This is a genomic window from Pinibacter soli, from assembly GCF_029961145.1.
Classification (GTDB): Bacteria; Bacteroidota; Bacteroidia; order Chitinophagales; family Chitinophagaceae; genus Pinibacter; species Pinibacter soli.
In genome coordinates this window covers 16,510-42,587 of record NZ_JASBRG010000001.1, presented here as the reverse complement: position 1 = coordinate 42,587, position 26,078 = coordinate 16,510, and the positions used below count along the sequence as shown (strand labels likewise).

Genomic DNA, 26,078 nt, shown 5'->3' with positions numbered 1-26,078 from the left:
TCCAATTGGGAAAGCAAATTATGAGCAAACGTATTGTAATTCTCGGAGCGGGTGAAAGCGGGATTGGCGCAGCCATCCTCGCAAAACAGAAAGGGTATGCTGTGTTCGTATCCGACGGTGGCAGCATTAAAGACGTTTACAAAAAAGAACTGGAGCAACACCGGATAGAATTCGAAGAAGGGAAACATTCGGAAGAAAAAATTCTGAATGCAGATGAGGTGATGAAGAGCCCCGGCATTCCTGAGAAGAACGAAATGATGAAGAAGATAAGAGCAAAGGGAATACAGGTAATAAGTGAAATAGAACTGGCATACAGATATAAAGGAAACAGCAAGATCATTGGCATAACAGGTAGTAATGGTAAAACAACCACCACATCGCTGATCTACCACATTTGTAAAACAGCTGGATTGGATTGTGCGTTGGTGGGCAACATTGGTTACTCGTTTGCAAAGCAGGTGGCGGAAGATCCGAAGCCGTGGTACATAGCAGAGATAAGCAGCTTTCAACTGGATGATATTATAACATTCAGACCAGATGTAGCAGTGCTGACGAACATCACGGAGGATCATTTAGATAGATACGATTATAAGTTTCAGAACTATATAGACAGCAAGTTCAGAATAATAATGAATCAACAGCAGGGCGATACATTTATCTATTGTGCGGATGATGAAGTAACCATGCAGAACATAAACAACTTTTCAATTAAATCTAACTTATTACCATTCACTATGAGAAATGAACTGAAAAAAGGCGCTTACATTAAGGATGGAGAAGTCGTAATAGCCACGGAAGAAGAAAAAATGCAGATGAGTGTATATGATTTTGCATTGAAAGGTAAACACAATCAATACAACACTATGGCAGCAGGACTGGCCGGTTCATCCATTGGCCTGAGAAAAGAAAAGATACGTGACGCCATTCAGTCATTCGAAGCACTTGAGCACAGAATGGAATTTGTTGCAACCGTGCGTGGAGTGGATTTTATCAACGATAGCAAAGCAACCAACATCAACAGCACATGGTACGCTTTGGAGAGCATGGAAAAACCAACCATCCTCATCTTGGGTGGAGTAGATAAAGGAAACGATTATGATTCGATTCGTGACCTGATAAAAGAAAAAGTAAAAGCGATCGTGTGCATGGGGTTGGATAATTTGAAAATACAGAACGCTTTTAAAAATGATGTAGCCGTAATAGCAAGTACATCAAGTGCTGAAGAAGCAGTGCACACAGCATTTCATTTGGCAAACAAAGGAGATGTGGTTTTATTAAGCCCGGCTTGTGCAAGCTTCGACTTGTTTAAAAATTACGAAGACAGAGGAAAACAATTCAAAGACGCAGTTAAGAATTTATAAGGTTACACAAAGTGCCGGCAACTGGCTAGGGGCCACCGGTAACTAAAACAGGCAACACTTTAAGAACAGAATGAACAACATTGCTGACATAGAACAAAATGCTTTCAAGGGGTTAAGCAGCAGAACCAAAGGAGACAAAGTGATTTGGTCCATTGTGATACTGCTTGCCCTCGTGTCGCTGCTGGTAGTGTACAGCTCTACGGGTTCGCTTGCATATAAAATGTACAAAGGCAACACGGAGGTGTACCTGTTCAAGCAGATCGTTTTTATTTCAATAGGTATCGGCATCATATATTTCGCTCACATGGTAAACTATAACGTTTACTCCAAAGTGGCGCGGATATTGTTTCTTGTTGCCATCCCCTTACTCGTATATACATTGTTCTTTGGTACGGAGTTGAATAAAGGCAGTCGATGGATCAAGCTGCCAATCATCAACCTTACATTTCAAACATCTGATTTGGCGAAGCTTGCACTCATCATGTACATGAGCCGATTGTTGAGCAAGAAACAGGATGTGATCAAAGATTTCAAAACAGGGTTTTTACCAATCGTTATTCCCGTTGGTATTGTGTGTATCCTGATTGCACCGGCAAACCTTTCAACGGCTTTGCTGATTGGTGCAACAAGCATGTTGCTGATGTTCATTGGACGTGTGAGCATGAAACATCTGATGCTGATCATTGGTATTGCAATGGTACCGATCATCATTCTTATAATGGCAGCAGTTTTTCACCATGGTAGCAATAGTGAAGTGACGAGTTCCGCCTCGACTGAGAAAGCACATGGCATAGGAAAGCTGTTTGTACGGGTGACCACATGGAGAAGTCGCGTTGAACACTTCATGTACGGAGGAAAAGATATTGACGATGATGATAACTACCAGATCAACCAGGCAAAAATTGCCATTGCTAAAGGTGGTGTAATGGGCCTTGGCCCTGGAAATAGTGAGCAGCGAAATTTTTTGCCACACCCTTATTCGGATTTTATTTACGCGATCATCATAGAAGAATACGGTTTGGTGGGAGGGGCACTCATCTTATTTGTGTACATGGTTTTCCTATTCCGAAGCATACAGATCTTCCGGAAATGCCCTTATGCATTTGGGGCCTTTCTGTCGTTAGGGCTGAGCTTCACTTTGGTGATACAGGCACTGGCTAACATGGCGGTGAATGTGAATTTGTTTCCGGTAACGGGTGTAACACTTCCGCTGGTGAGCATGGGAGGTAGTTCGTTTTTGTTCACTTGTCTGGCGATAGGGATTATACTGAGTGTGGCGAGGAATGTGGAAAAGGCAGAGCAAGCAGGAATTAATAATTAAGAATTAACAGGGTGAGTTGCCGATAGAAAAGAAAGGTACGCTGTGAAGAAATTCGTACATCGTACTCCGTACATCGGACACAGTTTTTGACTTTTAACTTTTGACTTTTGAATTTGAAAAAGATAATCATAGCAGGAGGCGGCACAGGCGGACATATTTTTCCCGCAATAGCGATCGCTAATGCATTGAAGAAAATAGATTCATCCATTGAGATATTGTTTGTAGGAGCGAAGGGGAAAATGGAAATGGAAAAAGTGCCTGAGGCTGGTTATAAAATAGAAGGGCTGGACATTGCAGGATTCAACAGAAGTTCTTTGATAAAAAATATCGGGCTGCCGATTAAGCTGATCAAAAGTTTTTTCCAGGTTAGAAAGATCGTTAACTCGTTTCAGCCGGCTGCCGTTATTGGCGTTGGTGGTTATTCGAGTTTTCCGGTGTTGAAATATGCACAGCAGAAAAATATTCCAACATTCATTCATGAGTCAAATTCATTTGCCGGAAGGGCAAATATTATGCTCGGAAAAAACGCAACAAAAGTTTTCGTAGCAAGTGACGGAATGGAGAAATTTTTTCCTGCAGCAAAAATCATGATCACTGGAAATCCTGTTCGTGCGACAATTGCCAACTCAACCGTAACACGTGAAGAAGGTATTCAGTTTTTCGGATTGGATCCTGCGAAAACAACAGTGCTCTCAATTGGTGGAAGTTTAGGAGCACAAAGCATCAACACAGCCATTGACAACGGCATTGCAGCATTTGCAAAAAATGGGCTGCAGTTGATCTGGCAAACCGGAAAGCCTTATGCAGCAAGAGGTGCAGAAGTAGCAGTCGATAATAAAAATGTTTGGTCCAACACCTTTATAAACAAAATGGAATATGCATTTGCTGCGGCAGATGTGGTGATCTCAAGAGCCGGTGCCATGGCGATCGCGGAATTGTGTGTAGTGAAAAAACCGGTTGTATTCGTACCCTATCCCTTTGCAGCCGAAGATCACCAAACAGTAAATGCACAGAACCTGGTTGCCAAACACGCCGGCATAATGATCAAAGACAGCGAGGCTAAAGACAAACTGGTAGAAGCAATAGTGAATCTCGCAAAAGATGCACAATTGCAAAATGAATTGAAAACGAATATTGGCAACTTGGGAGTGAAGAATGCAGATGAGGTCATCGCCAAGGCGATATTAGAGAACATGGAACGCAGATGACGCAGATTATCATGATTGAATATGATTTTTCTAATCATAATAATCTTGACAATCATGAAGATCTGCGTTCAAAAAAAATGAAATGATTCAACTAAGGGATATAAAGAAAATTTACTTCATCGGTATCGGCGGCATAGGAATGAGCGCAATAGCAAGATATTTTCATTCTCAGCAGATTGAAGTAAGCGGATATGATAAAACGGCAACACCATTGACGAAGGCACTGGAAGAAAGCGGCATGGCGGTTCACTATACTGAAGACGTGAACCTCATTCCGAAAGATGTACAACTGGTAGTGTACACACCGGCCATTCCGAAGGGACATGCAGAATTGGTGTACTATCAGCAACATGGTTACGAAGTGAGAAAGAGAAGTGAGGTGTTGCAGATCATCAGCGAAGGCTCTTTTAATATTTGTATAGCAGGAACGCACGGCAAAACAACTACCACCACAATGGTCGCGCATTTGCTACGGGACAGCGGTTATGGTTGTAATGCTTTTCTAGGTGGTATTTCTGTAAACTACAATACAAACTTTTGGAGCAACCAAAGAAATGTGTGTGTGATAGAAGCAGACGAATACGACAGAAGCTTTTTGAGATTAAGTCCTGATGTGGCGATCATCACATCCATGGATGCCGACCATTTGGATATATACGGAACTGAAGAAGCGTTGCAAGACACATTCGTTCAGTTCAGTGAAAAGATCAAGATTGGCGGTTTGCTGATAAGCAAATACGGTTTGCCAAGAGAAAAAGATTTTAACACGGATAAACAACTTCGCTACAGTGTAAGCGACAACAAAGCAGATGTTTATCCGGAAAATATTCAAATGCATAACGGCAGTTATTCATTTGACGTAGTGATCAACGGCGATAGAATTGAAGGATTGACATTGCATATGGGTGGACAACACAACGTAGAGAATTCAATCGCGGCAATCACTGTAGCGTACGAACTGGGAATAGAAAAAGAAAAAATTAAAGCAGCAATCGCGTCTTTCAAAGGAGTGAAGAGGAGATTCGAGTATATCAGAAAAGATGCCGATACAATTTTGATAGACGATTATGCGCACCATCCGGAAGAGTTAAGAGCATTGCTTACCGGTGCGAAAAGTTTGTTTCCTGATAAAAAATGTGTGGTTGTTTTTCAACCGCATTTATACAGCAGAACAAACGACCTGCAGGATGCATTTGGCGAAAGTCTTGATATAGCTGATGAAGTGATACTGCTTCCGATTTATCCGGCAAGGGAATTACCAATACCGGGAGTAAGCAGTGAAATGATTTTGAACAAAATGAAGAACCAGCACAAGCAAGTGCTAAGCAAAGAAGATCTTTTAAAATGGGCATCAGAAGTCGATCCGCGTGGTAAGGTAATCATTACTGCAGGTGCAGGAGATATTGATGCACTGGTGGAACCTATAGGAAAGGAATTAGGAATTAGAAATTAAGAAATAGATGAGCGCTACAGGTTTTTCTAGTTCCTAACTCCTAATTCCTAGTTCCTGAAAAATATTCTGCACAGTGGGCTGCTGTGCAACAGGTACCCGTCCAACTGTCGACCATAATTGTAAAAATGACTGTTGGGCGGGACACCAAAGTTGAGACAAGGCATTGCCTTGTCTGTGTTAAAAGCGATCAGGAAATAATATTTAGAACTAAATAAAGTCTTTTACGCCCTTAGAGACTGCTCTCATTTTGGAGAGGCTTGGGGTAAGATTTATGGCGAAGAAAATAAATATCAAACGCGTTTTAACTGCCATGCTTTGGGTAGCAATGGCGAGTGGCGTTGTGGTATTGTTGGTAGCTGCAATTGGTAAAAAGAATAACGAACAATGCAAAGGCATTGAAATTGATATAAGAGGAGTTGGTGAATATTATTTCGTAGACAAGACAGATGTAATGAATGTTGTTTCACCAAACAGAAGCGTGAAAGGTAGAGCCATCACAGGCTTTGATTTAAGGAAATTAGAAGAGACGCTGGAAAAAAATCTGTGGGTAAAAGACGCCGAACTGTTCTTTGATAACAAAGCGATACTGCACGTAAAAGTAGAAGAGCGTGAGCCGATAGCGAGAATTTTTGCGGTGAACGGAAATTCATATTACATCGACAGCGCTTTTGCGAAATTGCCATTGAGTCCTAAAATGAGTGTGAAGTTACCAGTGTTTACAGGGTTTCCGACTGATGCGGTGAAACTAAGTAAGGCAGACAGCACGCTGATGCAATACATCAAACAAGTGAGTTTGTTTATTGCCAAAGACTCGTTCTGGACGGCGCAAATTGCACAAGTGGATATCACACCAAATCGAACATTCGAAATGGTACCAACAGTTGGTAGCCACGTCATCATATTTGGTAACGGTGAAAATGTGGAAGCGAAGTTTGACAGGTTGATGATTTTTTATAGGAACATTTTACCGAAAGTAGGACTGAACAAATATGAATCGGTGAACGTGCAGTACGAAAAACAAGTGATAGGAATGAGACGTGGCGCGGATAACAGAATCGATTCGCTGCAGGCCCTGAGAAACATTCAGCAAATGTTGCTGGCAGCAAGACAAATGAGAAGCGATAGTGTTTCAACAACAACAACGCCGGTGAAGCAAATGCAACCTGAAACTTTGAGCGATTCAACGCTATCACTGATTGATGCAGACAGCAATGCAGGTGCACCTGCAGGGCAAGCAGTAAATGCGGTTGCGCCAACGGCGGGCAATGTAAGAAGCAATGCACCAAAGCCTTCAACACAAACAAGGGCTGGTGCCGCAAGAAGTAACAGACAACGACGATAACAACACCATATTCAAAAACGTAACAACTATAAACAAACATATATTTATGAACAACGAACAACCCATTATTGTCGGCCTCGACATTGGTACTACCAAAATAGCTGCCATTGCGGGAAGAAAAAATGAGTTCGGTAAGCTCGAGATCCTTGGTTTCGGACGTGCCAACTCTAATGGCGTTAAGCACGGGCAGGTATTGAACATTGATGAAACCATCAAAGCCATTCGTACCGCACTTGAAAATTGTTATGCCAGCAATCCTAATTTAGAGATCAATGAAGTGTATGTAGGTATTGCCGGACATCACATTAAAAGTTTGCAAACCCGTGGAGACATCGTTCGCCATGACAACAACGAAGAAATCAGTCAGCGTGAAATCGATCAGTTGGTAGCTGACCAATATAAAACGTATATCCCTGCAGGTGATCAGATCATTGATGTGATACCACAGGAATTTACGGTAGACAATTTTCAAAATATTCCAAACCCAATTGGGTACGGTGGCGTAAAAGTGGGTGCAAATTTCCACATCATCACTGGTGATAAAAACGCGATTCGCAATATCAACCGTGCGGTTGAAAAAAGCGGATTGCACACCAAAGATCTGGTGTTGCAACCACTGGCATCTGCTGCTGCAGTAATGGGTTATGAAGATATGGAAGCTGGTGTTGCCATTGTTGACATCGGCGGTGGTACAACTGACCTTGCTGTGTTCTGCGATGGTATTTTAAGACACACGGCAGTAATACCGTTCGGTGGTGAAAACATTACCAATGATATTAAAACTGGCTTAGGTGTTTTGAAAACACAGGCAGAGCAAATGAAAGTGCAGTTTGGTAGCGCTTTGGCAAACGAAGCAAAAGCAAACGCGTTCATTACTATTCCTGGCTTGCGCGGTATGCCACCGAAAGAGATCAGCGTGAAGAATCTTGCAAACATCATACAGGCACGTATGAGTGAGATCATGGATTTTGTTACCTATCACTTGAAACAAGTTGGTATGGATAGCAGAGTGCTGAATGGCGGGATTGTGTTAACAGGTGGTGGCTCTCAATTGAAACATTTAATTCAGTTAACGGAATATGTAACCGGCGTAAATACTCGCATTGGTTATCCTACAGAACATCTTGCTCCGGGTCATATTGAAGAATTGGCAAAACCAATGTACGCAACATGTCTTGGCCTGATTTTAAAAGGATACAACGATTACGAGAACAATCTGAAAGTATTCGAGAAAGATTTCAAGAAAATTCCTGTTCCTGATAATTTGAAAAAACTGGAAGCGGTGAAAGCAGCTCCTATCGTAATCGAAGAAGAGCCGCAGCAAGAGCAGGTTATTCAGAAAGATAAAATGAACAATCGCAATTCAGGATTCAAAGATATCTGGGGCAAATTCAAACACAGTTTGATCGATCTGTTCCAGGAAGAAGAAGATAAGGCTTTGTAGAGTTTTAAGTTAGAAGTAGTAAGTTATAAGTTTTGGCTCGTTCATTTCCAACACTTATAACTTAAAACTCCAAACTTACAACTGGGTTTCATACTAACTAACCATTTTATTCACAGCCGGCATTTACGGTGTTGGCGAAATTTATTAATTATGATTCACTTTGATCTACCGAAGGAAAAATCATCTATCTTAAAGGTGATAGGTGTGGGTGGTGGTGGCAGCAACGCTGTTAATCACATGTTCAGTCAAAGTATTGAGGGCGTGAACTTTATTATTTGTAACACTGATGCGCAGGCTATTTCACAAAGCAATGTGCCGAATAAAATACAACTGGGGCCGCATCTTACTCAAGGGCTTGGTGCAGGCGCCAATCCTGAAATTGGTAAGCAGGCAACAGAAGAAAGTTTAGAAGAGATAAAACGCATATTGGAAGTAAATACCAAAATGGCCTTCATCACTGCCGGTATGGGCGGAGGTACAGGAACAGGCGGGGCACCTATCATTGCTAAGATCTGTAAAGATCTCGGTGTATTGACAGTAGGCATAGTAACCACACCGTTCTCTTACGAAGGAAAGAAAAGACAACTACAGGCGGAAGAAGGTATCAGTCATTTGAAGAACCACGTTGATACTTTGTTGGTGATCAGCAATGATAAATTGCGTCATCAGTTTGGTAACTTAAAAATGAAAGATGCATTCGCAAAAGCGGACAACGTTTTGGCAACAGCTGCAAAATGTATCACAGACGTGATCAACAGTACAGGGCAGATCAACGTTGACTTTGCCGACGTATGCACAGTAATGCGTAACGGTGGTGTTGCTATTTTGGGTAACGCTGCAGTTGAAGGTGAAAATCGTGCGCAGAAAGCAATTGAAGAAGCATTGAATTCTCCGTTGCTGAACGACAATGAAATTAAAGGTGCAAGATGGATATTGATCAACATTAACTCTGCAGAAGGTGACCACGAGTTCACAATGGACGAAGTGGACATCATTCAGAATTATTTGTTGAGCCAGGCCGGAGAAGAAACGGACGTGATTCTTGGTTTGGGTTATGACAATTCTCTGGAAAGAAAAATTGGCATCACACTGATTGCAACTGGTTTTGAATATAAAGATCCTTTTTACAGAACAGAAGAAAAGGAAATACCGGAACAACCGAAAAGAGAAGAGAAGATCATCATGAAGCTCGAACCTCAGCGTGAAGAGCCGAAAGCATACGTTTCAACGTCTTTTTCCTTGCCCTTGGATGAGAGGGTGGAAGAAGTGGCTGAAAATGAAATGGATAGCGGTATCATCTCTTTTGTGGCGGAAGAACCAACAGAAAAGTTGAGAGAGGATCTTCAACCAACCCTCGTAGAAGTCCCATCAAATAAGAGTTCTGTTGTGTTTTTTACGGACGAAAACGACAGTAAAAATACTGTGGATAAAAAAGAGGCAGATGAAAATGGTCCGGAGTTTTTTCAGTTAGTATATTCACATCCAGCCAAAACGGAGATGCCAGGACAGAACTTGTCACAATCACAACAGTCGAAATCTACTCAAAATAATTCTTCAGCGTCTGCAGCGTCTGGAGGATACTTGGCCAAGCCATCCAATATTTATGCGGAACCAAAGGCAGACCAAGGTGCGCCAAAAGCGCAGGCCGCGCCTTACGCGAAGCCTAACATCCCTCAGCAACCGGAAGCAACGTCTGTTCCAAAAGAAGAGGAACCTTCTTTAGACATGCAATTGGTGATTAAGGATGAAGTTCCTGCGGCGGAAGTGCAGCGTACAGAACAGACTTATTCAACTGCCAGCAATAACTCTTTTGTTGAGGAACCGGCAATGCCGGACGAAGCAGAGGACCAGCGACGCAGAGCGGCAGAGAGAATACAGAAACTACGTAATCTGTCATTCACCGTAAACTCAGCCGATCCAAACAATGAGTTCGAAACTGTGCCGGCATATATCCGCCGCAACCTGGAACTCTACAACAACACAAATCCGGTAGAGAATTTTTACAGCAACTACACTGTAAAGTCTGACGAAAATAATAACGCAAAAATCAGCACAATAAATACTTTTTTGGACGGTAACAAGCCCGACTAAATTATTGGTCGCTTAGCTACCATGTTTGTTTTTAGTTGTATCCCCTTGATTTTTCAAGGGGATTTCTTTTTTTAATATTTGAGTAGGTTCTTTGTATCGCGGTTTTTTGTTTTCGAATAAGCAATTTCCTTAGTGTGGGTTTGCATCCTGGGAAAGAGAAAAGCCGTAGCTAAACTGATTTCCCCCTGAGTAATCTACTTTAAGGTGAAAATACATTTTACCAATGTCCGGAGGAAATGATGTATTTAATTGAATACATTCTTTAATATCGTAGAACAGCTCATTGCCCCAAAAGCCGTTCATCTTGAAATCTTCTGCCTTGCCTGATTTATTAACGGTAAACTCAACCGTTAAATATTTTGTTGTTTGTGCCCCTTCTAAATTATCTGCTCCACTTAAAAATTTATCAATACTCTTATTAAGCCGCGACCTCATGTCTGCTTGAAATTTACCATAGTCGAACTTAAATTGTGTAGGAGCGGTAACTCTTCTGCTCAGATAATCGTGGCAGCTATCTACTACAAAATCTTCCAGCCTCCCAAGGTAGTTATTTAAAAAAAATGTAGTAGCCTTTGAATTTTTCAAATGATAAGCAGATGATTCTTTTGGGGTACCTTCCAAAATGCCTTTTACAAATTTTCCTCCCTTAAATTCTTCTTTGGAAATAGCATGGCCGTTGGGAAACTCTGTTGTCCAGGTGCCTTCTGGTTTGCCATTTTCAATATTTCCTTTGCTCACTAAAAATTGATTGGGCCAACCCCCGGGATAAGCGACCTGCCCAACAAAATTTCCTTTTCCCTTTACAACAACCGGGTTGCCGGAAGGATCGTTATAATCAGTTAATAAGGTATCGGTTTCTGTAAAGGATAATATTCTTTCCTGTTTACCGTCAGGATAATAAAATAGCCACTGGCCCACAGGTTCATTCTCTGAATAATAGCCTTTGCATTGCAAGACTTCATTTGGATAGTAAAATTCAAAATAGCCGTCCTTAATGCCATTTGAATAATGGCCCTTACCCAATATTTTGTTGTCGAAAGTAGAGTCAACAAAGTCGCTGTTGAAGTTTGCATTGCTATCAATTTTTGTCAAGCGTACAAAGTTTGCGCATTTTTTGGGGACTAAAATGTAGTTGCTGTTGAAGAATAATCTTACACGATTTGTAATGCTGTCTACTTCATAAAATTTTCCGCTGGTTTGACAAAAGATACTGTTGAAGCCACATAGTAATAGCAGAGAAAAAAACAGCTTTCTGGGGGTCATAAGGTAATAGGTTTATCGGCGTTGGGGCAAGTTTTAGATCGTATAAATATAGAAGAAAATCTCGTTCGTAAAATAGAAAGTCTTTAAATTATCTTACCTTTTCAATATTATTTTACCCTCACTTTTTAATCATCTCGGATGGAAACGATCCTCATTACTGGCGGCACCGGATTAATTGGAAAAAGACTCACATCATTATTATTGCAAAACGGACATAGTGTTATCATCCTTACGCGAAATAAAATTGAAGCCTCGGAAAATTTCAAATTAGAGGATCCTCAATCAATCAGCTATCATAATCTTTCATTCGCAGAGTGGAACATCGAGGAGCAAACAATTGAGTGTAGCGCAGTTGAAAAAGCAGATTATATTATTCACCTCGCCGGCGCAGGTGTAGCAGATAAAAGATGGTCGGAGAAAAGAAAAAAAGAAATTGTAGACAGCAGAACCCATAGTTCAGAATTAATTGTGAAGACGCTGCAAGAAAGGACTCATCATGTAAAAGCGGTTTTAAGCGCATCAGGTATAGGTTGGTACGGACCGGATCCTTCGATCCCCAATATGAGTCCCTTTGTTGAAGCTGACAAAGCCGATGGCGATTTTCTCGGGCAAACATGTGTGCAATGGGAACAGAGTATCGACCCTGTACAAAAGATGAATATCCGTCTCGTGAAATTGAGGACCGGTATTGTGTTGGCAAATGGAGGCGGGGCGCTCGAAGAATTCAAAAAACCTTTGAAGTTCGGGCTGTCTGCTATACTTGGAACCGGCAACCAGGTAGTCAGCTGGATTCACATCGATGACTTGTGCAGAATATACATGCAAGCAATACAGGACGATAAAATGCAAGGAGTCTACAATGCAGTTGCAACTCATCCCGTAAGCAACAAAAAGCTTAACGAAATACTTGCTGTTAAGCAACGCGGCAAATTTTATATACCTATTTATGTCCCCTCTTTTATACTAAAGATCGCCATTGGTGAGATGAGCATTGAGGTATTGAAAAGCGCTACCGTAACCAACGATAAATTGAGGAGGGCAGGATTTCAGTTTATATTTCCGGACGTGGAGAAAGCGATTGCCGATTTAATTAATAATTAATAAAGAATAATTAATAGGTGTGGCAGCATAGTTGGTTAGAGACGTTCCGGTATTTTAAGAAACCATAAGGCCACATTCGTTACTGAATGTGGCCTTGTTAATTATTCTTTATTAATTATTAATTACAAATCACGTCTCATGTACACAAACAAACTCAAACTCCACGTGATCATCAATCCGATTAGCGTTAAAAAGATATGCGATTGAATGGCCGCGAGTGACGCCTTATAAGTTTCTGCATCAATCTTTCCCATAAATGCGGGAATGGGAATCAGGCGATCGGAAATTTCAAGCGGTAAAAAGCGACCAATATCGTTTGCTTTATATTTCAATACACCTACTAATATTGGTTCGAGAATGATAAAGTAAAAAATGAAAATCGCAAGCGCAATAAAAGATTTGCGAACAAGTAAGCCGATCAAAAAAGCAATGGAAAGTTGGGCAAATGTTTGAAAGGCAAATAGCAGCACATAATAAAATTGATCCCACTTGCTGGCAGTAATGTTGTCAGTATTTGTAGAACCAATAATAAGACTAACAACAAAATAAATAACAGAAACAATCAGTGTAATGATAACTACACTAATGAATTTACTCCACATAAACTGTTGCCTGCTCCAACCATCGATAATATTTTGACGGTTCGTTTTGTAAGTGTACTCATTGGTAATAAGCATGATCACTACAATGGCGGGGATGAAAATAAACAGCGATGAAAAAAAAGCAACAGTGTGCCATGCTTCGGGGAAAGAAAAAGGATTACCCACCAACGCTTTTACAATTTGGCTCTGCATGGAATTCTGAGCAGTGATCTTATGATAAATACTAAGGAAGGTATAGTTAATGCCTGGGTAAGAGAGTGCCGTGATACAAATGATCCACCAGAATGCAGGGTAGTTCTTGATCTTCAGCCATTCTGTTTTAATGAGATTCAACATATGTGTGGTTGTTAGAGGTTAGGAATTCAATTAAGAATTAGGAATTAAGAATTAAGAATTCGTCCGGTGTAGCATTCATTACAGATAGTGACACTCAAAATTTTTGCAAATCCGGGAGGCTACATTCGTGGCAGAGCTTTCAATCACCAACAATTCTTAATTCCTAATTCTTAATTTTTCAGTTGTTTGTTAGTTCAAAAAATTTCGCCTCGAGTCTTTTCTTTTTAATAACAAGATGATTCAGGGTTATTCCTTTGCTAAAGCAAAATGCATTTATTTCCTCCGGGCGGGCAGAGCCTTTCGGCAAATGAATTTGCACAAAACCTTTTTCTAAAATAACCTGATCATATCCGTTATATGATCGTAAAATATTTACTAAACTATCGTTGTCGCTTGCGCTTATTTCAACTATGTCATTGTCTATCAGTACATCATCTACAGCTCCGGTCATAAGCAATGTTCCTTTTTTCAAAATGGCTACATGGGTACAAACTTTTTCCACTTCGTCCAAAAGATGGCTTGCCATGATAATGGTATGTCCCGCAAGGCTGAGTTCTTTGATCAAATCTCTTATTTCTGCAATACCTACAGGATCGAGCCCGTTAGTAGGTTCGTCAAGCACCAGCACTTGTGGTGATCCTAGCAATGCGCCTGCAATAGCAAGCCTTTGTTTCATGCCAAGGCTGTATGTGCTGAAACGGCTGTCCTTTCTTTCCTGCAACTTTACTTTTTCCAGCACAAGGTTTATGTCACTAATATTACCACGGCTGCTGATGCTGTTCGTAATTTTCAAATTATTAAATGCAGAGAGATAATGATAGAAATTAGGTGTTTCCAGCAATGTGCCAATTTTCTTGCGTGTATCCGGAGAGCCCGGCTGGCCGAACCACAGAAAGCTGCCATTGTCTGCTTTAAGTACATCAACAACAATGCTTAACAAAGTAGTTTTACCACTTCCATTTGGGCCCAGTACACCAAATATAGCACCTTGTGGCACTTCAAATGAAACGCCATTCAACGCCTTGATGTTTCCATACGATTTTGAAATGTTTTGAATAGAAAGGATCACGGTATTTTAATTAATAATTAATAATGAATAATTAATAGAGTTGCAGCATGATTAAATGTAAGTCTATAATTTTTTAAAGCAAAAAGAATATTACAGAAGGTGGAGTAACTGACAAAGAATGATGCCCTATTAATTATTCATTATTAATTATTCATTCTTAATTGCGCCTCCGTGCTTTTCATGAAAGACACTCGTAAATTCACCCACTATGGCTCTGTCGTCTCTAAAGGAAAGTTTAGGTAGTTGAAGATTGTCGACATCACTTTGAAGCACTTTTCTATGAACAGGATTTAGCGTTCCTCCCGGCGTGGCCGGCGCGGCCGCTGGATTCCATTGATACATCGGATCGCAAATGGTGCCGCGGGGGTACATGATTCCCGGAGCGCCTTTTCCTCTTATATCCAATTGAACGGGATGCAGTAAACCAAGCGTATGTCCATACTCGTGAGCAGCGGTTGTGGAATGATCAAGTATGTTGGCGAGCTTGAAATAACCAGTGTTGCTGCCGATGCCATCCACAAATGAAATATCCTGGTTGGAGTATTCTTCAATGCGGAAATAATTATTCCTCGGGTCATCATTGTACCAAACTTCCTCAGGCGTGAGATAGGGTTTGTAAAAGCCTTCGATGCGAAGCTCGAATGAGAAGACCTTTTTCTTTACAACAACTATTTTGTGGAACTCGTTCCACTGTTGTTGAATGTCTTGTGCCAACTGAATTGTAAGAATTTCGCTTGCGGCATCACCATAAAAAAATAACCTTGAGTGAATAGTTAACAATTCTGATTGATGATCAAGATAAGCTTCTCCCATTGGGTTTTGAGTTTTGAGTGGGAGTTACAAATAATTAACCTTTCTGAATTTCCAGCTTCAACCTCAGAACTTATTATCATAACTCACAACAAATCTAATTGGTTATGCTGAAAAATGGCTAAGTGTTTCTACAAACGGCGAGTAAAAACCCTCGTCGTAGATTTACCACCGTTCGCGCACTTTTGCCCTAATCATTTTTACGCTTGTAAAACACGCTGGAAGTGGCTTATTTTGTAGTGTCGTATCCATATCCGTTTCACAAATCCGTGTACCTATGAAGATAAAACTCTACCCTTTAATTAAGCTGGCCCTGCCGCTTATTATCCAACTGGTCTTAGTTCAGTTGACATTCTCCCAAGAATGTTCTAGTCTGAAGGCCACCACAGTAACCACAGAATCACGATGCACGGCCACAGGTTCTATTGAAATAACAGCAACAGGTGGAAGCAACAATTATAACTATAGAGTCGACGGGCCTGTAACAACCTCTTATACATCATCCCGTTTATTAACTGGTCTATCAGCAGGTACCTATACTGTCTATGTAAAAGACATTGTTAAGGGATGTGAAATTACGGTTGCCAACGTAGTTGTATCAGGAAGCTATAGCGATCCTCGCTTTGCATTGTCTAAAACAGATGTGACATGTAAAAACGGAAGTGATGGCACCATTTCTGTAACAGGAGCTGTGAATGGCAGAACGCCGTTTATTTATAGCATCATAGCGCCTTCTCCTTCTTCTGTAGGAGTAACAAATACATCTGGTAACTTTACAAATCTGTTAAGCGGAGAGTATGTAGTACAATTGCAGGATTCCTGCGGCGGTAAGCAAACAAGACGTATCACCATTCTTAACTACGATTGGTGGATCGATAGTCAATCCATTACTAATGCCGGTTGTGACCTGGTAAACGTTGCAATTGGTCTTAAAGACAACAAAGGAAACACAAGCGGATCAGGTACACTGTTTAGTGGATTTAGGTTTGGCTATACTTTATCAAAAGGAGACACGACGTTTGTTAACTCTCCGGGTTTTTCATTTCATTTGGCAAATAAAAGAAGTGCAGTTATTGTTGTAAAAGATCCTTGCGGAAACATTCAGACGATCAACTGGACAAACAATCTGATTCCATCCCTGGCTGCTAATGTTACTACAACACCAACTTGTAAAACGTTTACGGCACAAGTGACCGGACAGGTTAATTTCACATCACCTACACAATACAAACTATACAACAGCTCAAATCAACAAATAGCGAGTAATACAACCGGAACATTTGCCGGCCTTGATTACGGAACGTATAAAGTAACGGCCTACGACGCATGTTTTGATACAACTATCACACGCACTTTTACTGCAACGCCAATAAAGCCTTCAGTAAATGCAACGGTGAGTGTGAGCGGAAAACAGTGTTCTACATTCGATGCGACTGTAACTGGTCAATCTAGCTTATCAAGTCCTCAATTTTATTTGTATGATAAAAATGGAACACAGGTTGCAAACAATACCACGGGTGCGTTCACTGCCATTCCATACGGATCATATTCTATTAAAATTAAAGATGCATGTTATGACACAACCATCACGTTGCAGTTTGCACAAGCGCCCACACAGCCAAGTGTAAATGCGAATGCAACAATCAGCAATCAGAAGTGTACAACGTTCTCTGCAACAGCTTCCGGCAATAATTTGAGTAATCCTCTTTATTGCCTTGTGGATTTGAATGGCAATCAAATTGGTACATGCCTTACTACGCCTACTTTTGATAACATGCCTTACGGTGATTACAAAATAAAAGTAACAAACAGTGCAAGCTGTTACGATACCACAATGTATATTGCTGTGTCAGGAAAAAGAAAGAAGCCAACAGTAGGAAGCTACGGTATTTCAAATAAAGATTGTAATGGCTTTACGCTTACTATTACAGGAACAACCAATTTGACAAACCCATTGTATTGTTTGTATGATGACGGTGGAAATCAGGTTGGGGATTGTAATACGACCGGTAAGTTTACCAACGTGCCTTATGGTCATTATTACATCAAGATTAAGAATGATGCTACTTGTTACGACACTACGTTAGTGAATGAAGTTACCGTAGCGAGAAACCCAATGACTAAAGGAAACTATACGATTTCCAATTTGACATGTAGCGGATTTAAAGTTGTCCTCAGCGGTGCTACAAACCTGAACAATCCTACATTCTGCTTGTATGATGGAAATGGCAACCAGGTAGGCGATTGTAATGCTACAGGGGTGTTTGATAATGTGCCTTACGGTTCTTATTGTATCAAAATAAAAAATGATCCGGGTTGTTACGATACCACAATGATGCAGTGCTTTACGCAAAGCCGTCCTGTGCCGGCAATGGGTACGTACACACTTACCAGATTATGCGCAACATTTGATGTTAAGATCACAGGTAGTACTTCAGTGAACAATCCGGTGTATACATTGGTAGATGCAAATGGCAACCAGGTTGGTACAACAAACACAACAGGTATTTTCACCGGCATTCCTTATGGTAAGTATTGTGTGCTGTTGAAAAACGATCCTTCCTGTTACGATACCACCATGCAAACGTGTTTCACTGCGAGTAGGCTGTTGCCAAGCGCAGGACAATATACATTAAACAACCAGGGCTGTACAGGATTTGATGCTGCTATTTCCGGCTCGTCGAATCTTACAAACCCTACATATACCCTGTATGATGCAAATGGCAACCAGGTTGGAACTTCAGCCACAGGTGATTTCACCAATATACCCTATGGCTCTTATAGTGTGAAAATTCAGAACGACCCATGTTATGATACATCAATGACGCGTTATTTTGCAGCAGCACATCCGATGCTGTCTGTAAATCAAAACGTAAATATTACCAAAGGTTGTGCATCCATGGATGTGAAGATCACGGGACAAACCAATCTTACTAATCCTACTTACACCTTGTATGATAAGAATGGTAATCAGTTTGGAACACAAAATACAACTGGTACGTTTACGGCAATTCCGTACGGAGACTATTGTATCATGATTAAAGATGGATGTTATGATACCACAATCAAGCGTTGCTTTAGTATGCAGCCGAACCCTATAAGCATCTCATTGTCTGCCGCACAATCCTGCGCAATAGGTGCAACAAATATCAAAGTGGTATTTGGGTCAGGCTCGTCTCCATATACAGTTACAGTGTATGATCCATATGGTGATGTTGTAACCACTCAAACATCTACCAGCAAAACAGTTATGCTGAACAATTTGCCTGGTTTGGATAATAACAAACAATACACAATTATCGGAAGTGATAAATGCAGCGTTGCGGACACTGCGAAAATAACGCCGGTAACAAGTTATGTAAACCGTAACATTACTTTCCAGTCCAAATGCCCAACGGCGCAATGGGAAAATGGCGCAGCATTAATCAATATTACAACGTCATCAAACCTGGGAACAGCAACACCAACAATCATTTCCAAAAATGGAACAGCTACTACGATCAATTATTCGATCACAACGGGAAATGGATTTCAATTTGTTGATATAGAGCCTGCAAGTTACATTTTGGAGTATGCAATCTCTGGTTGTACAGGACATGTATATGATACAGTAACAGTAGCGCCTTACGCGTATCCAAGCCTGGCGCAGTCTGCTGCATATCAGTGCGATAACAACAGTTTTAGCGTAGGCGCATCACCAAAAGGAGGAATCGGGCCATTTACCTACGAAGTAATCGGAAGCTCTCCTGAATTCCCTTCTATTGTGGCACCACCGCAAAGCAACCCTGTGTTTACTTTTAACAATGGCGTAGAATATTCACTTGTTCGTTTACGTGCGGTAGATGCTTGTGGTAACGCTACATTGAACGACGTCAACATACTGCCTTTGGCAAACTCGATCGTAACTGCATCTGCAAACTGTTTCTATAAAGATGTGATATTAAGTGTAGATACTGTTGCAAATGCAACATTCGAATGGTACAAGATCAACACCAATACAGACAGTACGCTTGTAGGCACCGGCACCAAATTGCATATGCCCGCACTGATGCCTGATGAAGCAGGTGTGTACGTTAGCAAAATGTCGGTAAACAGCGGTTGTTTAACCAAGCTGGCATATTTCAATGTAACAGGAGATTGCAACGGTGTACTCTCCATGAAAGTAACGCTGTCAGGTAAACAAAACGATCAGGGTAATCAGTTGAGCTGGGTTGCAAATAGCGAAACGAACGTACAGAACTATATTATTGAAAGAAGCGTATTTGGTAGCGACAATTATATAGCTATCGCAACTGCAAGCGCAAAAAACACAAACGCTTCCAGCAGATATGCATTTGTTGACAAAGGGACGAGTGCTTCGGTAAGCAACTATAGAGTAAGAGTGGTGGAGGCAAATGGAAATTCAACATTCACCAATAAGATAACCATTAAAAAAGAAGATAAGGATAACATTGTGGTAATGCCAAACCCTGTAACAACAGAATTTAATGTAAGCATTACAGGAAAGAAAACGCAGAACTATCAATTATCTCTTTACAATGTAGCGGGTCAATGTGTATTTACTAAACAGGAAGTGAATATTCAAACTGCTACTTTAAAATATGAAAGAGGAAACATTCGTCCCGGCATCTATGTGTTGAGAGTATACAATACTTCAACAGGTGTTACAACAGTGACGAAAGTGCTGTTCCAATAAATTTTGGTTGTAAATTTTCATAAGCAAAGCAAAGCCCCGTGTTTACGGGGCTTTCTTATTCAGTTATTCAGTTATTCAATTATTTCTAGTTCCTCACCGGCTTTCCTCCCTTCAACACGCTCTGTATCCTCTCGAGTGTTTTCTTTTCACCGGTAAGGCTAAGGAAAGCTTCACGCTCGAGATCAAGCAAATATTGTTCGCTAACAAGAGTTTGTTCACTAAGGTCTCCGCCACACATCACGTAAGCGAGTTTTTTTGCAACCACTACATCATGATCGGTTGCATAGTTGGCACGCCACATTCCGTTGATTCCTGCATACAATGCACCCAACGCAGAACGGCCAAGGACTTTCACATCAGTACGTTGAGCAGGTGTTGTATAGCCGCGATCGAAAATTTCTATCACACTGTTTTTTGCATCGGCAATTCTTCTTCCGGGATTCATTACAATCTCATCATGACCTTTTCGCAGAATGCCCATATCAAACGCTTCGGCGGCTGACGTAGCTACTTTTGCCGTTGCAATAGTTAAGAATCGATTCTTTAAAGTAATGGTTTCTGGCTCATCTTCATGCATTTCGTCTGCTGCGCGAAGCGCAAACTCTTTTGTACCGCCACCACCGGGAATAAGTCCAACTCCAAGTTCCACCAGGCCAATATATGTTTCTGCGGCAGCACAAACTTTATCGCTGTGGAGACTCAGTTCGCATGCACCGCCGAGTGCTAATGCATGCGGTGCCACTACGACCGGTACCGAAGAATACCGTGCACGCATCATTGTGTTCTGGAACATGCGTATCGCCATATCCAGTTCATCATATTCCTGCTCAATGGCAAACATGAATATCATACCTACATTTGCACCCGCAGAAAAATTCGGAGCATCGTTAGCAATTACGAGGCCCTTATATTTTTCCTCAGCAAGTGCTATCGATTTTTGAATGCCTTCCAATACTTCACCACCAATCGTTCCTAGTTTGGTGTTCCATTCAAGTCCAAGTACATCGCCACCTAAATTATAAGTGCGGCAGGCACTGTTTTTCCATACAGTTTGGTTTTCGTAATTCTTCATTACTATGAATGCTTCTCCGCCTGGCAATGGCTTGTAAGATTTGCTTTCAATATCATAGTACAGGCGCTTGCCATTTTCTACTTTATAGAAAGATGAAAATCCTTTTTGCAACATTTCTTCCACCCATGGAGCTACGGTGTATCCTCCGGCCTTCATTGCTTCCGCTGTTTTGGCAACGCCTAAAACATCCCAACTTTCAAATGCACCGATCTCCCAGCCAAAGCCCGCCATCATAGCGTCATCAATGCGGTAAAGCTCATCGCTGATTTCCGGAATGCGATGAGAAATATAGGAGAACAAACCATAGTGAAACTGTTTATAAAACTCACCTGCTTTATCATTTCCGCTAACCAATGCTTTCAATCTTGTTTTAAGATCGTCGATTGGTTTTGCTGCTTCTACGGTTGCAAATTTTGGTTTCTTGCGGGCCTCATATTCAAGTGTAGAAAGATTCAATACCAATATTTCTTTTTCACCACTACCGCCTTTTGTTTTCTTGAAAAATCCCTGTCCCGTTTTATCGCCCAGCCAGTTGTGGGCTACAACTTTATCCAGCCACGCAGGAATTTTAAATGTATCCTTTTGCTCATCATTCGGGCAATTTTCTGCAACGCCGTTTGCTACTTTTACAAGCGTATCAATGCCCACCACGTCTGCGGTGCGGAAAGTTGCTGATTTTGGACGACCGATAATTGGCCCTGTCAATGCATCAATCTCGTCAATACTCAAGCCCATTTTTTCAACCAGCTTAAAGATGGCCATGATGCCATACACCCCAATTCTATTGGCAATAAAAGCTGGGGTGTCTTTACAAAGAACAGTTGTTTTTCCTAAGTACAGATCTCCATATTGCATGAGGAAATCAACTACCTCAGGTGAAGTGTGCGGCGTTGGAATAATTTCCAGCAGTCTTAAATATCGAGGAGGATTGAAGAAGTGCGACCCGCAAAAATGTGCTTTAAAGTCGTCGCTTCTGCCTTCGGTCATTAAATGAATAGGTATGCCTGATGTATTTGAAGTGATCAAAGTACCCGGCTTACGGAACTGCTCCACTTTTTCGAATACGATTTTTTTAACGTCAAGTCTTTCTACCACCACCTCGATGATCCAATCGCAACCGGCGATGTCTTTCATGTTGTCATCAAAATTTCCGGTGGTTATTTTTTTGATCGCATCCCTGGTGTAAACTGGAGAAGGATTGCTTTTCAAAGTAGCAGCAAGCGCATCATCAACTATCTTATTTCTCAATTTCCTGTCTGAACTATCCGCAGCATCTTTGGGTACAATATCAAGCAACAAAACCTGCACGCCGATACCTGCGAAATGACAAGCAATACGCGAACCCATAACACCACTTCCTAATACGGCAACTTTTTTGATCGTACGTTTCATACTTTTTTAATTAAAAATTGAAAGTTGAAAATTGAAAATGCAATGGAATTGAAAAAGGTTAGTTAAACAACTAATTTATCGAAATTAAATAAATTTAATAAAGGATTTGAAAAAAACAAACAAAAATTAATAAACGAAAAGTAGCGTTGCGAAGTTGAGGTTTGAAAGTGGAAGGGTAGGAATTGAAGTTGAGAGTTGTCAGATTTCATTTTAAGCAGCGCCATAAAAGCTGGCAACTACCAATAATAAAAAACGAACAACTCTCAATATTTAACTTTGACTCTAAAAGTAGTTTTTCCTGTTTTCTACAATGATGGAATTAGGATTGATACCATGGTATTTTTTATATAATTGTGAGAAGTGGCTCACTGTTTTAAAACCCATTTCGTAAGCAAGCGTTGTAATAGAGCGGGGATTACTGTATAGCATGTCCTTCGCACGTTGCATGCGTATGTCGATATAATATTTGTAAACACTTGTTCCTACGATTTCTTTAAACTTAACCTTCATTTTTGTCTTACTCATGCCTACAAGTCTGGCAAGTTCCTCCAATGAAAAATGTTTAAAATGTGCTCCCTCATCGATAGTTTTTTTAATCGTCATGATCCTCGCAGCGTCGCCAAATTGCATTTTGTTTTCTGATTGCTTCTTTTTTTCTGATGCTACTTTTTTAATAAACAGTGCGAGGATCTTCAATACGTCTCCTTTTATAACTATTTTTTCCGGAACGGTGCTGTCTTTATCAAACCTGATGATTTCCTGAACAAGATTATATTTGGCTGTGCCGAGAGAACAATATAAACTGCTTGCAATAATATGTTCGTCCTTGTTGATGATACATCTTTCGATCCCTTTGTCGAGATCGCATTCATAGTCTCCATTGGCTTTTAGTACACATACCCTTTCCATTTTATTTTTTATTGTGCACACACCGATAGGAGAGTCCGAATCCCAAAGTATACTTTGCAGATATTCCTTTGAAATGCATATAAAAACTGCCTGAAATTTTTTATCTGGCTCAATTTTAAATGCAAATGGAACGTCTGATGATGACCAGTAAATACCAGAATTCGCAGTGCCTCCAATTTTGTGTTTTTTGCCATTTACAAAGTGATCAACAGGATGCGGACTGCAATTAATATGCATTGTGTAAAACAGATCATTTTTTGTTGCAAGACGTTCGAATACTAAAGGTGATTTTGTAGTTAAATCAACAATGGAGATTTCTACGTCTGCCGACAATTTATGGTATGAACAAGTGCCCTCTGCAATGTCAGGAGGAAAGATCATTCGATTGTTTTCTATGATTATATGCGTATTTAACGTCTCGTTCATACGACTAACCACGTCACTCAGCCATCTATTGCTTATGTCGTCTTTTCTAAATTGAATTTTCATAGTAATGCTTATTAAGATATTTAAGGTAAATGTCAGTAAGGCGCCTATTTTGAAGAAATACACGACAGGCCTAAATTCTTAAAGGCATGATTATGCTTTCCATTATTTTCATCGTGGTGTAAGAACAGTTTTGTTATCAGATATAAAATTATTGTCAGTGGTAAGTATCTGATTTGCCAAATGGGACTGGCCTGTTTTCGAATGTGGTGATTTTGAGTCTGGGTTTATCCAATTAAGACTTCAAAATGTTTTATCCGGATTAAGATGTGATAACTAGTAGAAAGGTTGTGTTTAAGCGACGAAAATGTTGGAAAACTGAATAACCAGTTTCTGTGATGAAATTTTATTAAAGGCTAATTGAATAATGGAGTGAATGCAAGAATAGCTGCTTTCAGTTATTGTATGGAAATGCAAAAAAAACGGAGGCGCATGAGGCCCTCCGCTTTTCATAGAATAGGTGCTGATTATTTGATTAATGTCACACCGCATGTAGGTTTAACAAGTCTATTAGGATGCTTGTCTTTTCAAGGATAGATTATTTGAAACGGTTTTTTTACATTGGATAAGGTTTGTTTCAAATTTGCATTGGATAAGGTTGTTTCAAATGCATAGCAAAAGTATATACGCATTTAAAACTGTTGTCTTTAAAAAGGACAATAAATTTTATTAAAAGGATTTTATTAAAAGGTAGCCATCAAGAGAGCGGCAGACTGTTTGCTGTGTTGCTTGATGTAGTGAGGTCGTCCCTATTAAATAATAAATTGTCCTTTATGAAAAAGACAAAAAGAAAGGCGGCATAATAATTTTTCCCTGAAATTATTTATCTCACAAGCTACTGTGACTTGTTATTGTGTTGGTTCTATTGTTAGGTTATGGGGCTGTTGCACGAAGTCTCTTTTTAGTTTAATTCCTGTAATGAACATCGAACGCTGCCAATTTCTAATCTGTGTTTAATTCCGCACTTTAACGCGAAATTATTTTTTTGGTGACCAACAGGAAAATCAAAGCAAACGGGATAATTAAACGCTGCTATTTTTTCCGTTACAATTTCCTGCACAGTTTTTCCAAACGCTTCACCCGGATCATCCGGTTTAATTTTAAAACCGCCAACAATAAGCCCGGCAAGATTATTTAGTTTGCCGGTCCTTTTGAGGTTCCAAAACATTCTGTCAATACTATATAAATATTCGCCTGTATCTTCCACAAATAATATTTTTCCCTCCGTCTTAATATCTGAGGCGGATCCTGCTAAACTTTCAATAGTTTTTAAATTGCCTCCTACAAGCACTCCTTCTGCAATGCCAACAACATTCTTTTCGTTTGGTGTGATTTCATAACGCATCTTCTCACCCTTCAATGCTTTTGAAATTGATAAGATAGTGTCAATTTGAATAGGTTCTGCTGTCGCAAAATTATCCGGAAAGCTATTGCACATTTTTGAATGAACAGAAGCAATGCCCATGTGACTCAGTTGTGAATGCATAACGGTAATGTCACTGAAGCCGATGATCCATTTTGGATTTGATTTAAAATTGCTGAAGTTTAGGTTGTCAATTATCCTTACCATTCCGTAGCCGCCCCTGGCACACATGATCGCTTTAATGGAGTTGTCGTCCATCATTTCCTGCAAATCATTTGCCCGTTCAGCGTCGGTACCGCCGAATGTAAAATCTCTTTTTCCTATAGTTTGACCGACCTTTACCTTAAATCCCCAATTTTCCATTTGTTGAATGGCAGGTTTAATTTCATCCGCAGTAATAAATCCGGCAGGACTGGTAATTCCGATTACGTCACCCGGTTTTAGATATGGCGGAATGATCATTGGTTTTCCCGTTTCCGCAGGCTCGACTGCCGGTGATTTGGCGAAGCCAAAAAGGGTTCCCGAAGCCAGTATGGTAGAAGAAAGGAAGTTTTTACGGTTCATTATTTAAAGATATATTAATTTGAAAATGTGGCAATTTCCTGCCCGTCAGGTTCCCGCCGGATCGATCATCCGATGGCAGGCGGAAGAATTTGAAAATGAACTGGCTACCTTCCGCCATCTGCGCCTTTTCAATAATTAAGTAATTCAATAATTCAATTAGTATTTTTGCAGATAACTGAAAGCAGGGCTTTCTTC

Annotated in this window: 16 protein-coding genes; 9 read left to right on the top strand and 7 right to left on the bottom strand. The window is 40.5% G+C overall.

All coding sequences use genetic code 11. The annotated features are described in order from the left end of the window. Positions 1–20: 20 nt before the first annotated feature. The 7 genes from murD to ftsZ all read left to right on the top strand — a co-directional run bounded on the left by murD (position 21) and on the right by ftsZ (position 10,220). Positions 21–1,361: a UDP-N-acetylmuramoyl-L-alanine--D-glutamate ligase gene (gene murD, locus QJ048_RS00135; RefSeq protein ID WP_282332240.1), complete on the top strand. Its 1,341-nt coding sequence runs from the start codon at positions 21–23 to the stop codon at positions 1,359–1,361. Between the two features lie 70 nt (positions 1,362–1,431). Then, a complete protein-coding gene (locus QJ048_RS00130; protein ID WP_282332238.1) occupies positions 1,432–2,682 on the top strand; it encodes an FtsW/RodA/SpoVE family cell cycle protein in 1,251 nt (416 codons plus the stop codon). Between the two features lie 113 nt (positions 2,683–2,795). Then, positions 2,796–3,890, top strand: coding sequence for an undecaprenyldiphospho-muramoylpentapeptide beta-N-acetylglucosaminyltransferase (gene murG, locus QJ048_RS00125; protein ID WP_282332236.1), 1,095 nt, complete (start codon positions 2,796–2,798; stop codon positions 3,888–3,890). An 82-nt stretch (positions 3,891–3,972) separates the two neighbouring features. Next, a complete protein-coding gene (gene murC, locus QJ048_RS00120) occupies positions 3,973–5,343 on the top strand; it encodes a UDP-N-acetylmuramate--L-alanine ligase (RefSeq protein ID WP_282332233.1) in 1,371 nt (456 codons plus the stop codon). A gap of 271 nt (positions 5,344–5,614) precedes the next feature. Next, the gene (locus tag QJ048_RS00115) at positions 5,615–6,685 is read left to right on the top strand and encodes a cell division protein FtsQ/DivIB (RefSeq protein ID WP_282332232.1); all 1,071 of its coding nucleotides are present in this window, start codon (positions 5,615–5,617) and stop codon (positions 6,683–6,685) included. Then, complete coding sequence (gene ftsA, locus QJ048_RS00110) at positions 6,654–8,129, top strand: cell division protein FtsA (RefSeq protein WP_282332231.1); 1,476 nt, start codon at positions 6,654–6,656, stop codon at positions 8,127–8,129. Before QJ048_RS00115 ends, ftsA begins: the two co-directional genes overlap by 32 nt. A gap of 150 nt (positions 8,130–8,279) precedes the next feature. Then, on the top strand, positions 8,280–10,220 hold the full coding sequence (gene ftsZ, locus QJ048_RS00105) for a cell division protein FtsZ (RefSeq protein WP_282332230.1): 1,941 nt from the start codon (positions 8,280–8,282) through the stop codon (positions 10,218–10,220). A 129-nt stretch (positions 10,221–10,349) separates the two neighbouring features. Here ftsZ and QJ048_RS00100 read toward each other — a convergent pair whose 3' ends face one another. Beyond that, positions 10,350–11,483, bottom strand: a complete 1,134-nt coding sequence (locus QJ048_RS00100) for a toxin-antitoxin system YwqK family antitoxin (RefSeq protein WP_282332229.1) — start codon at positions 11,481–11,483, stop codon at positions 10,350–10,352. A gap of 138 nt (positions 11,484–11,621) precedes the next feature. Here QJ048_RS00100 and QJ048_RS00095 point away from each other — a divergent pair, with 138 nt between their 5' ends. Further along, positions 11,622–12,584 carry a TIGR01777 family oxidoreductase gene (locus QJ048_RS00095; protein ID WP_282332228.1) on the top strand — a complete coding sequence of 321 codons (963 nt, stop codon included), beginning with the start codon at positions 11,622–11,624 and terminating at the stop codon, positions 12,582–12,584. 122 nt (positions 12,585–12,706) lie between these two features. Here QJ048_RS00095 and QJ048_RS00090 read toward each other — a convergent pair whose 3' ends face one another. The 3 genes from QJ048_RS00090 to QJ048_RS00080 form a co-directional block, all read right to left on the bottom strand. Next, positions 12,707–13,522: an ABC transporter permease gene (locus tag QJ048_RS00090; protein WP_282332227.1), complete on the bottom strand. Its 816-nt coding sequence runs from the start codon at positions 13,520–13,522 to the stop codon at positions 12,707–12,709. 178 nt (positions 13,523–13,700) lie between these two features. After that, a complete protein-coding gene (locus QJ048_RS00085; protein WP_282332226.1) occupies positions 13,701–14,591 on the bottom strand; it encodes an ABC transporter ATP-binding protein in 891 nt (296 codons plus the stop codon). Positions 14,592–14,738: 147 nt separating this feature from the next. Continuing rightward, on the bottom strand, positions 14,739–15,404 hold the full coding sequence (locus tag QJ048_RS00080; protein WP_282332224.1) for a peptidase M10: 666 nt from the start codon (positions 15,402–15,404) through the stop codon (positions 14,739–14,741). 274 nt (positions 15,405–15,678) lie between these two features. Here QJ048_RS00080 and QJ048_RS00075 point away from each other — a divergent pair, with 274 nt between their 5' ends. Further along, positions 15,679–20,097, top strand: coding sequence for a T9SS type A sorting domain-containing protein (locus QJ048_RS00075; RefSeq protein WP_282332222.1), 4,419 nt, complete (start codon positions 15,679–15,681; stop codon positions 20,095–20,097). 85 nt (positions 20,098–20,182) lie between these two features. On the opposite strand, the gene QJ048_RS00070 is transcribed toward QJ048_RS00075, so the two are convergent. From QJ048_RS00070 to QJ048_RS00060, 3 genes are all read right to left on the bottom strand, one after another. Continuing rightward, positions 20,183–22,561: a 3-hydroxyacyl-CoA dehydrogenase/enoyl-CoA hydratase family protein gene (locus QJ048_RS00070; RefSeq protein WP_282332219.1), complete on the bottom strand. Its 2,379-nt coding sequence runs from the start codon at positions 22,559–22,561 to the stop codon at positions 20,183–20,185. Between the two features lie 282 nt (positions 22,562–22,843). Continuing rightward, on the bottom strand, positions 22,844–23,959 hold the full coding sequence (locus QJ048_RS00065; protein ID WP_282332217.1) for a helix-turn-helix domain-containing protein: 1,116 nt from the start codon (positions 23,957–23,959) through the stop codon (positions 22,844–22,846). An 898-nt stretch (positions 23,960–24,857) separates the two neighbouring features. Further along, positions 24,858–25,883, bottom strand: a complete 1,026-nt coding sequence (locus QJ048_RS00060) for a S66 peptidase family protein (protein WP_282332215.1) — start codon at positions 25,881–25,883, stop codon at positions 24,858–24,860. Positions 25,884–26,078: the final 195 nt, after the last annotated feature.

Coding starts and splice junctions, on each gene's coding strand:
- QJ048_RS00090 (WP_282332227.1), bottom strand. CDS start 13,522: ATGTTGAATCTCATTAAAACAGAATGGCTGAAGATCAAGAACTACCCT.
- QJ048_RS00100 (WP_282332229.1), bottom strand. CDS start 11,483: ATGACCCCCAGAAAGCTGTTTTTTTCTCTGCTATTACTATGTGGCTTC.
- QJ048_RS00070 (WP_282332219.1), bottom strand. CDS start 22,561: ATGAAACGTACGATCAAAAAAGTTGCCGTATTAGGAAGTGGTGTTATG.
- QJ048_RS00130 (WP_282332238.1), top strand. CDS start 1,432: ATGAACAACATTGCTGACATAGAACAAAATGCTTTCAAGGGGTTAAGC.
- QJ048_RS00065 (WP_282332217.1), bottom strand. CDS start 23,959: ATGAAAATTCAATTTAGAAAAGACGACATAAGCAATAGATGGCTGAGT.
- QJ048_RS00095 (WP_282332228.1), top strand. CDS start 11,622: ATGGAAACGATCCTCATTACTGGCGGCACCGGATTAATTGGAAAAAGA.
- murC (WP_282332233.1), top strand. CDS start 3,973: ATGATTCAACTAAGGGATATAAAGAAAATTTACTTCATCGGTATCGGC.
- QJ048_RS00060 (WP_282332215.1), bottom strand. CDS start 25,883: ATGAACCGTAAAAACTTCCTTTCTTCTACCATACTGGCTTCGGGAACC.
- QJ048_RS00075 (WP_282332222.1), top strand. CDS start 15,679: ATGAAGATAAAACTCTACCCTTTAATTAAGCTGGCCCTGCCGCTTATT.
- QJ048_RS00115 (WP_282332232.1), top strand. CDS start 5,615: ATGGCGAAGAAAATAAATATCAAACGCGTTTTAACTGCCATGCTTTGG.
- ftsZ (WP_282332230.1), top strand. CDS start 8,280: ATGATTCACTTTGATCTACCGAAGGAAAAATCATCTATCTTAAAGGTG.
- QJ048_RS00080 (WP_282332224.1), bottom strand. CDS start 15,404: ATGGGAGAAGCTTATCTTGATCATCAATCAGAATTGTTAACTATTCAC.
- murD (WP_282332240.1), top strand. CDS start 21: ATGAGCAAACGTATTGTAATTCTCGGAGCGGGTGAAAGCGGGATTGGC.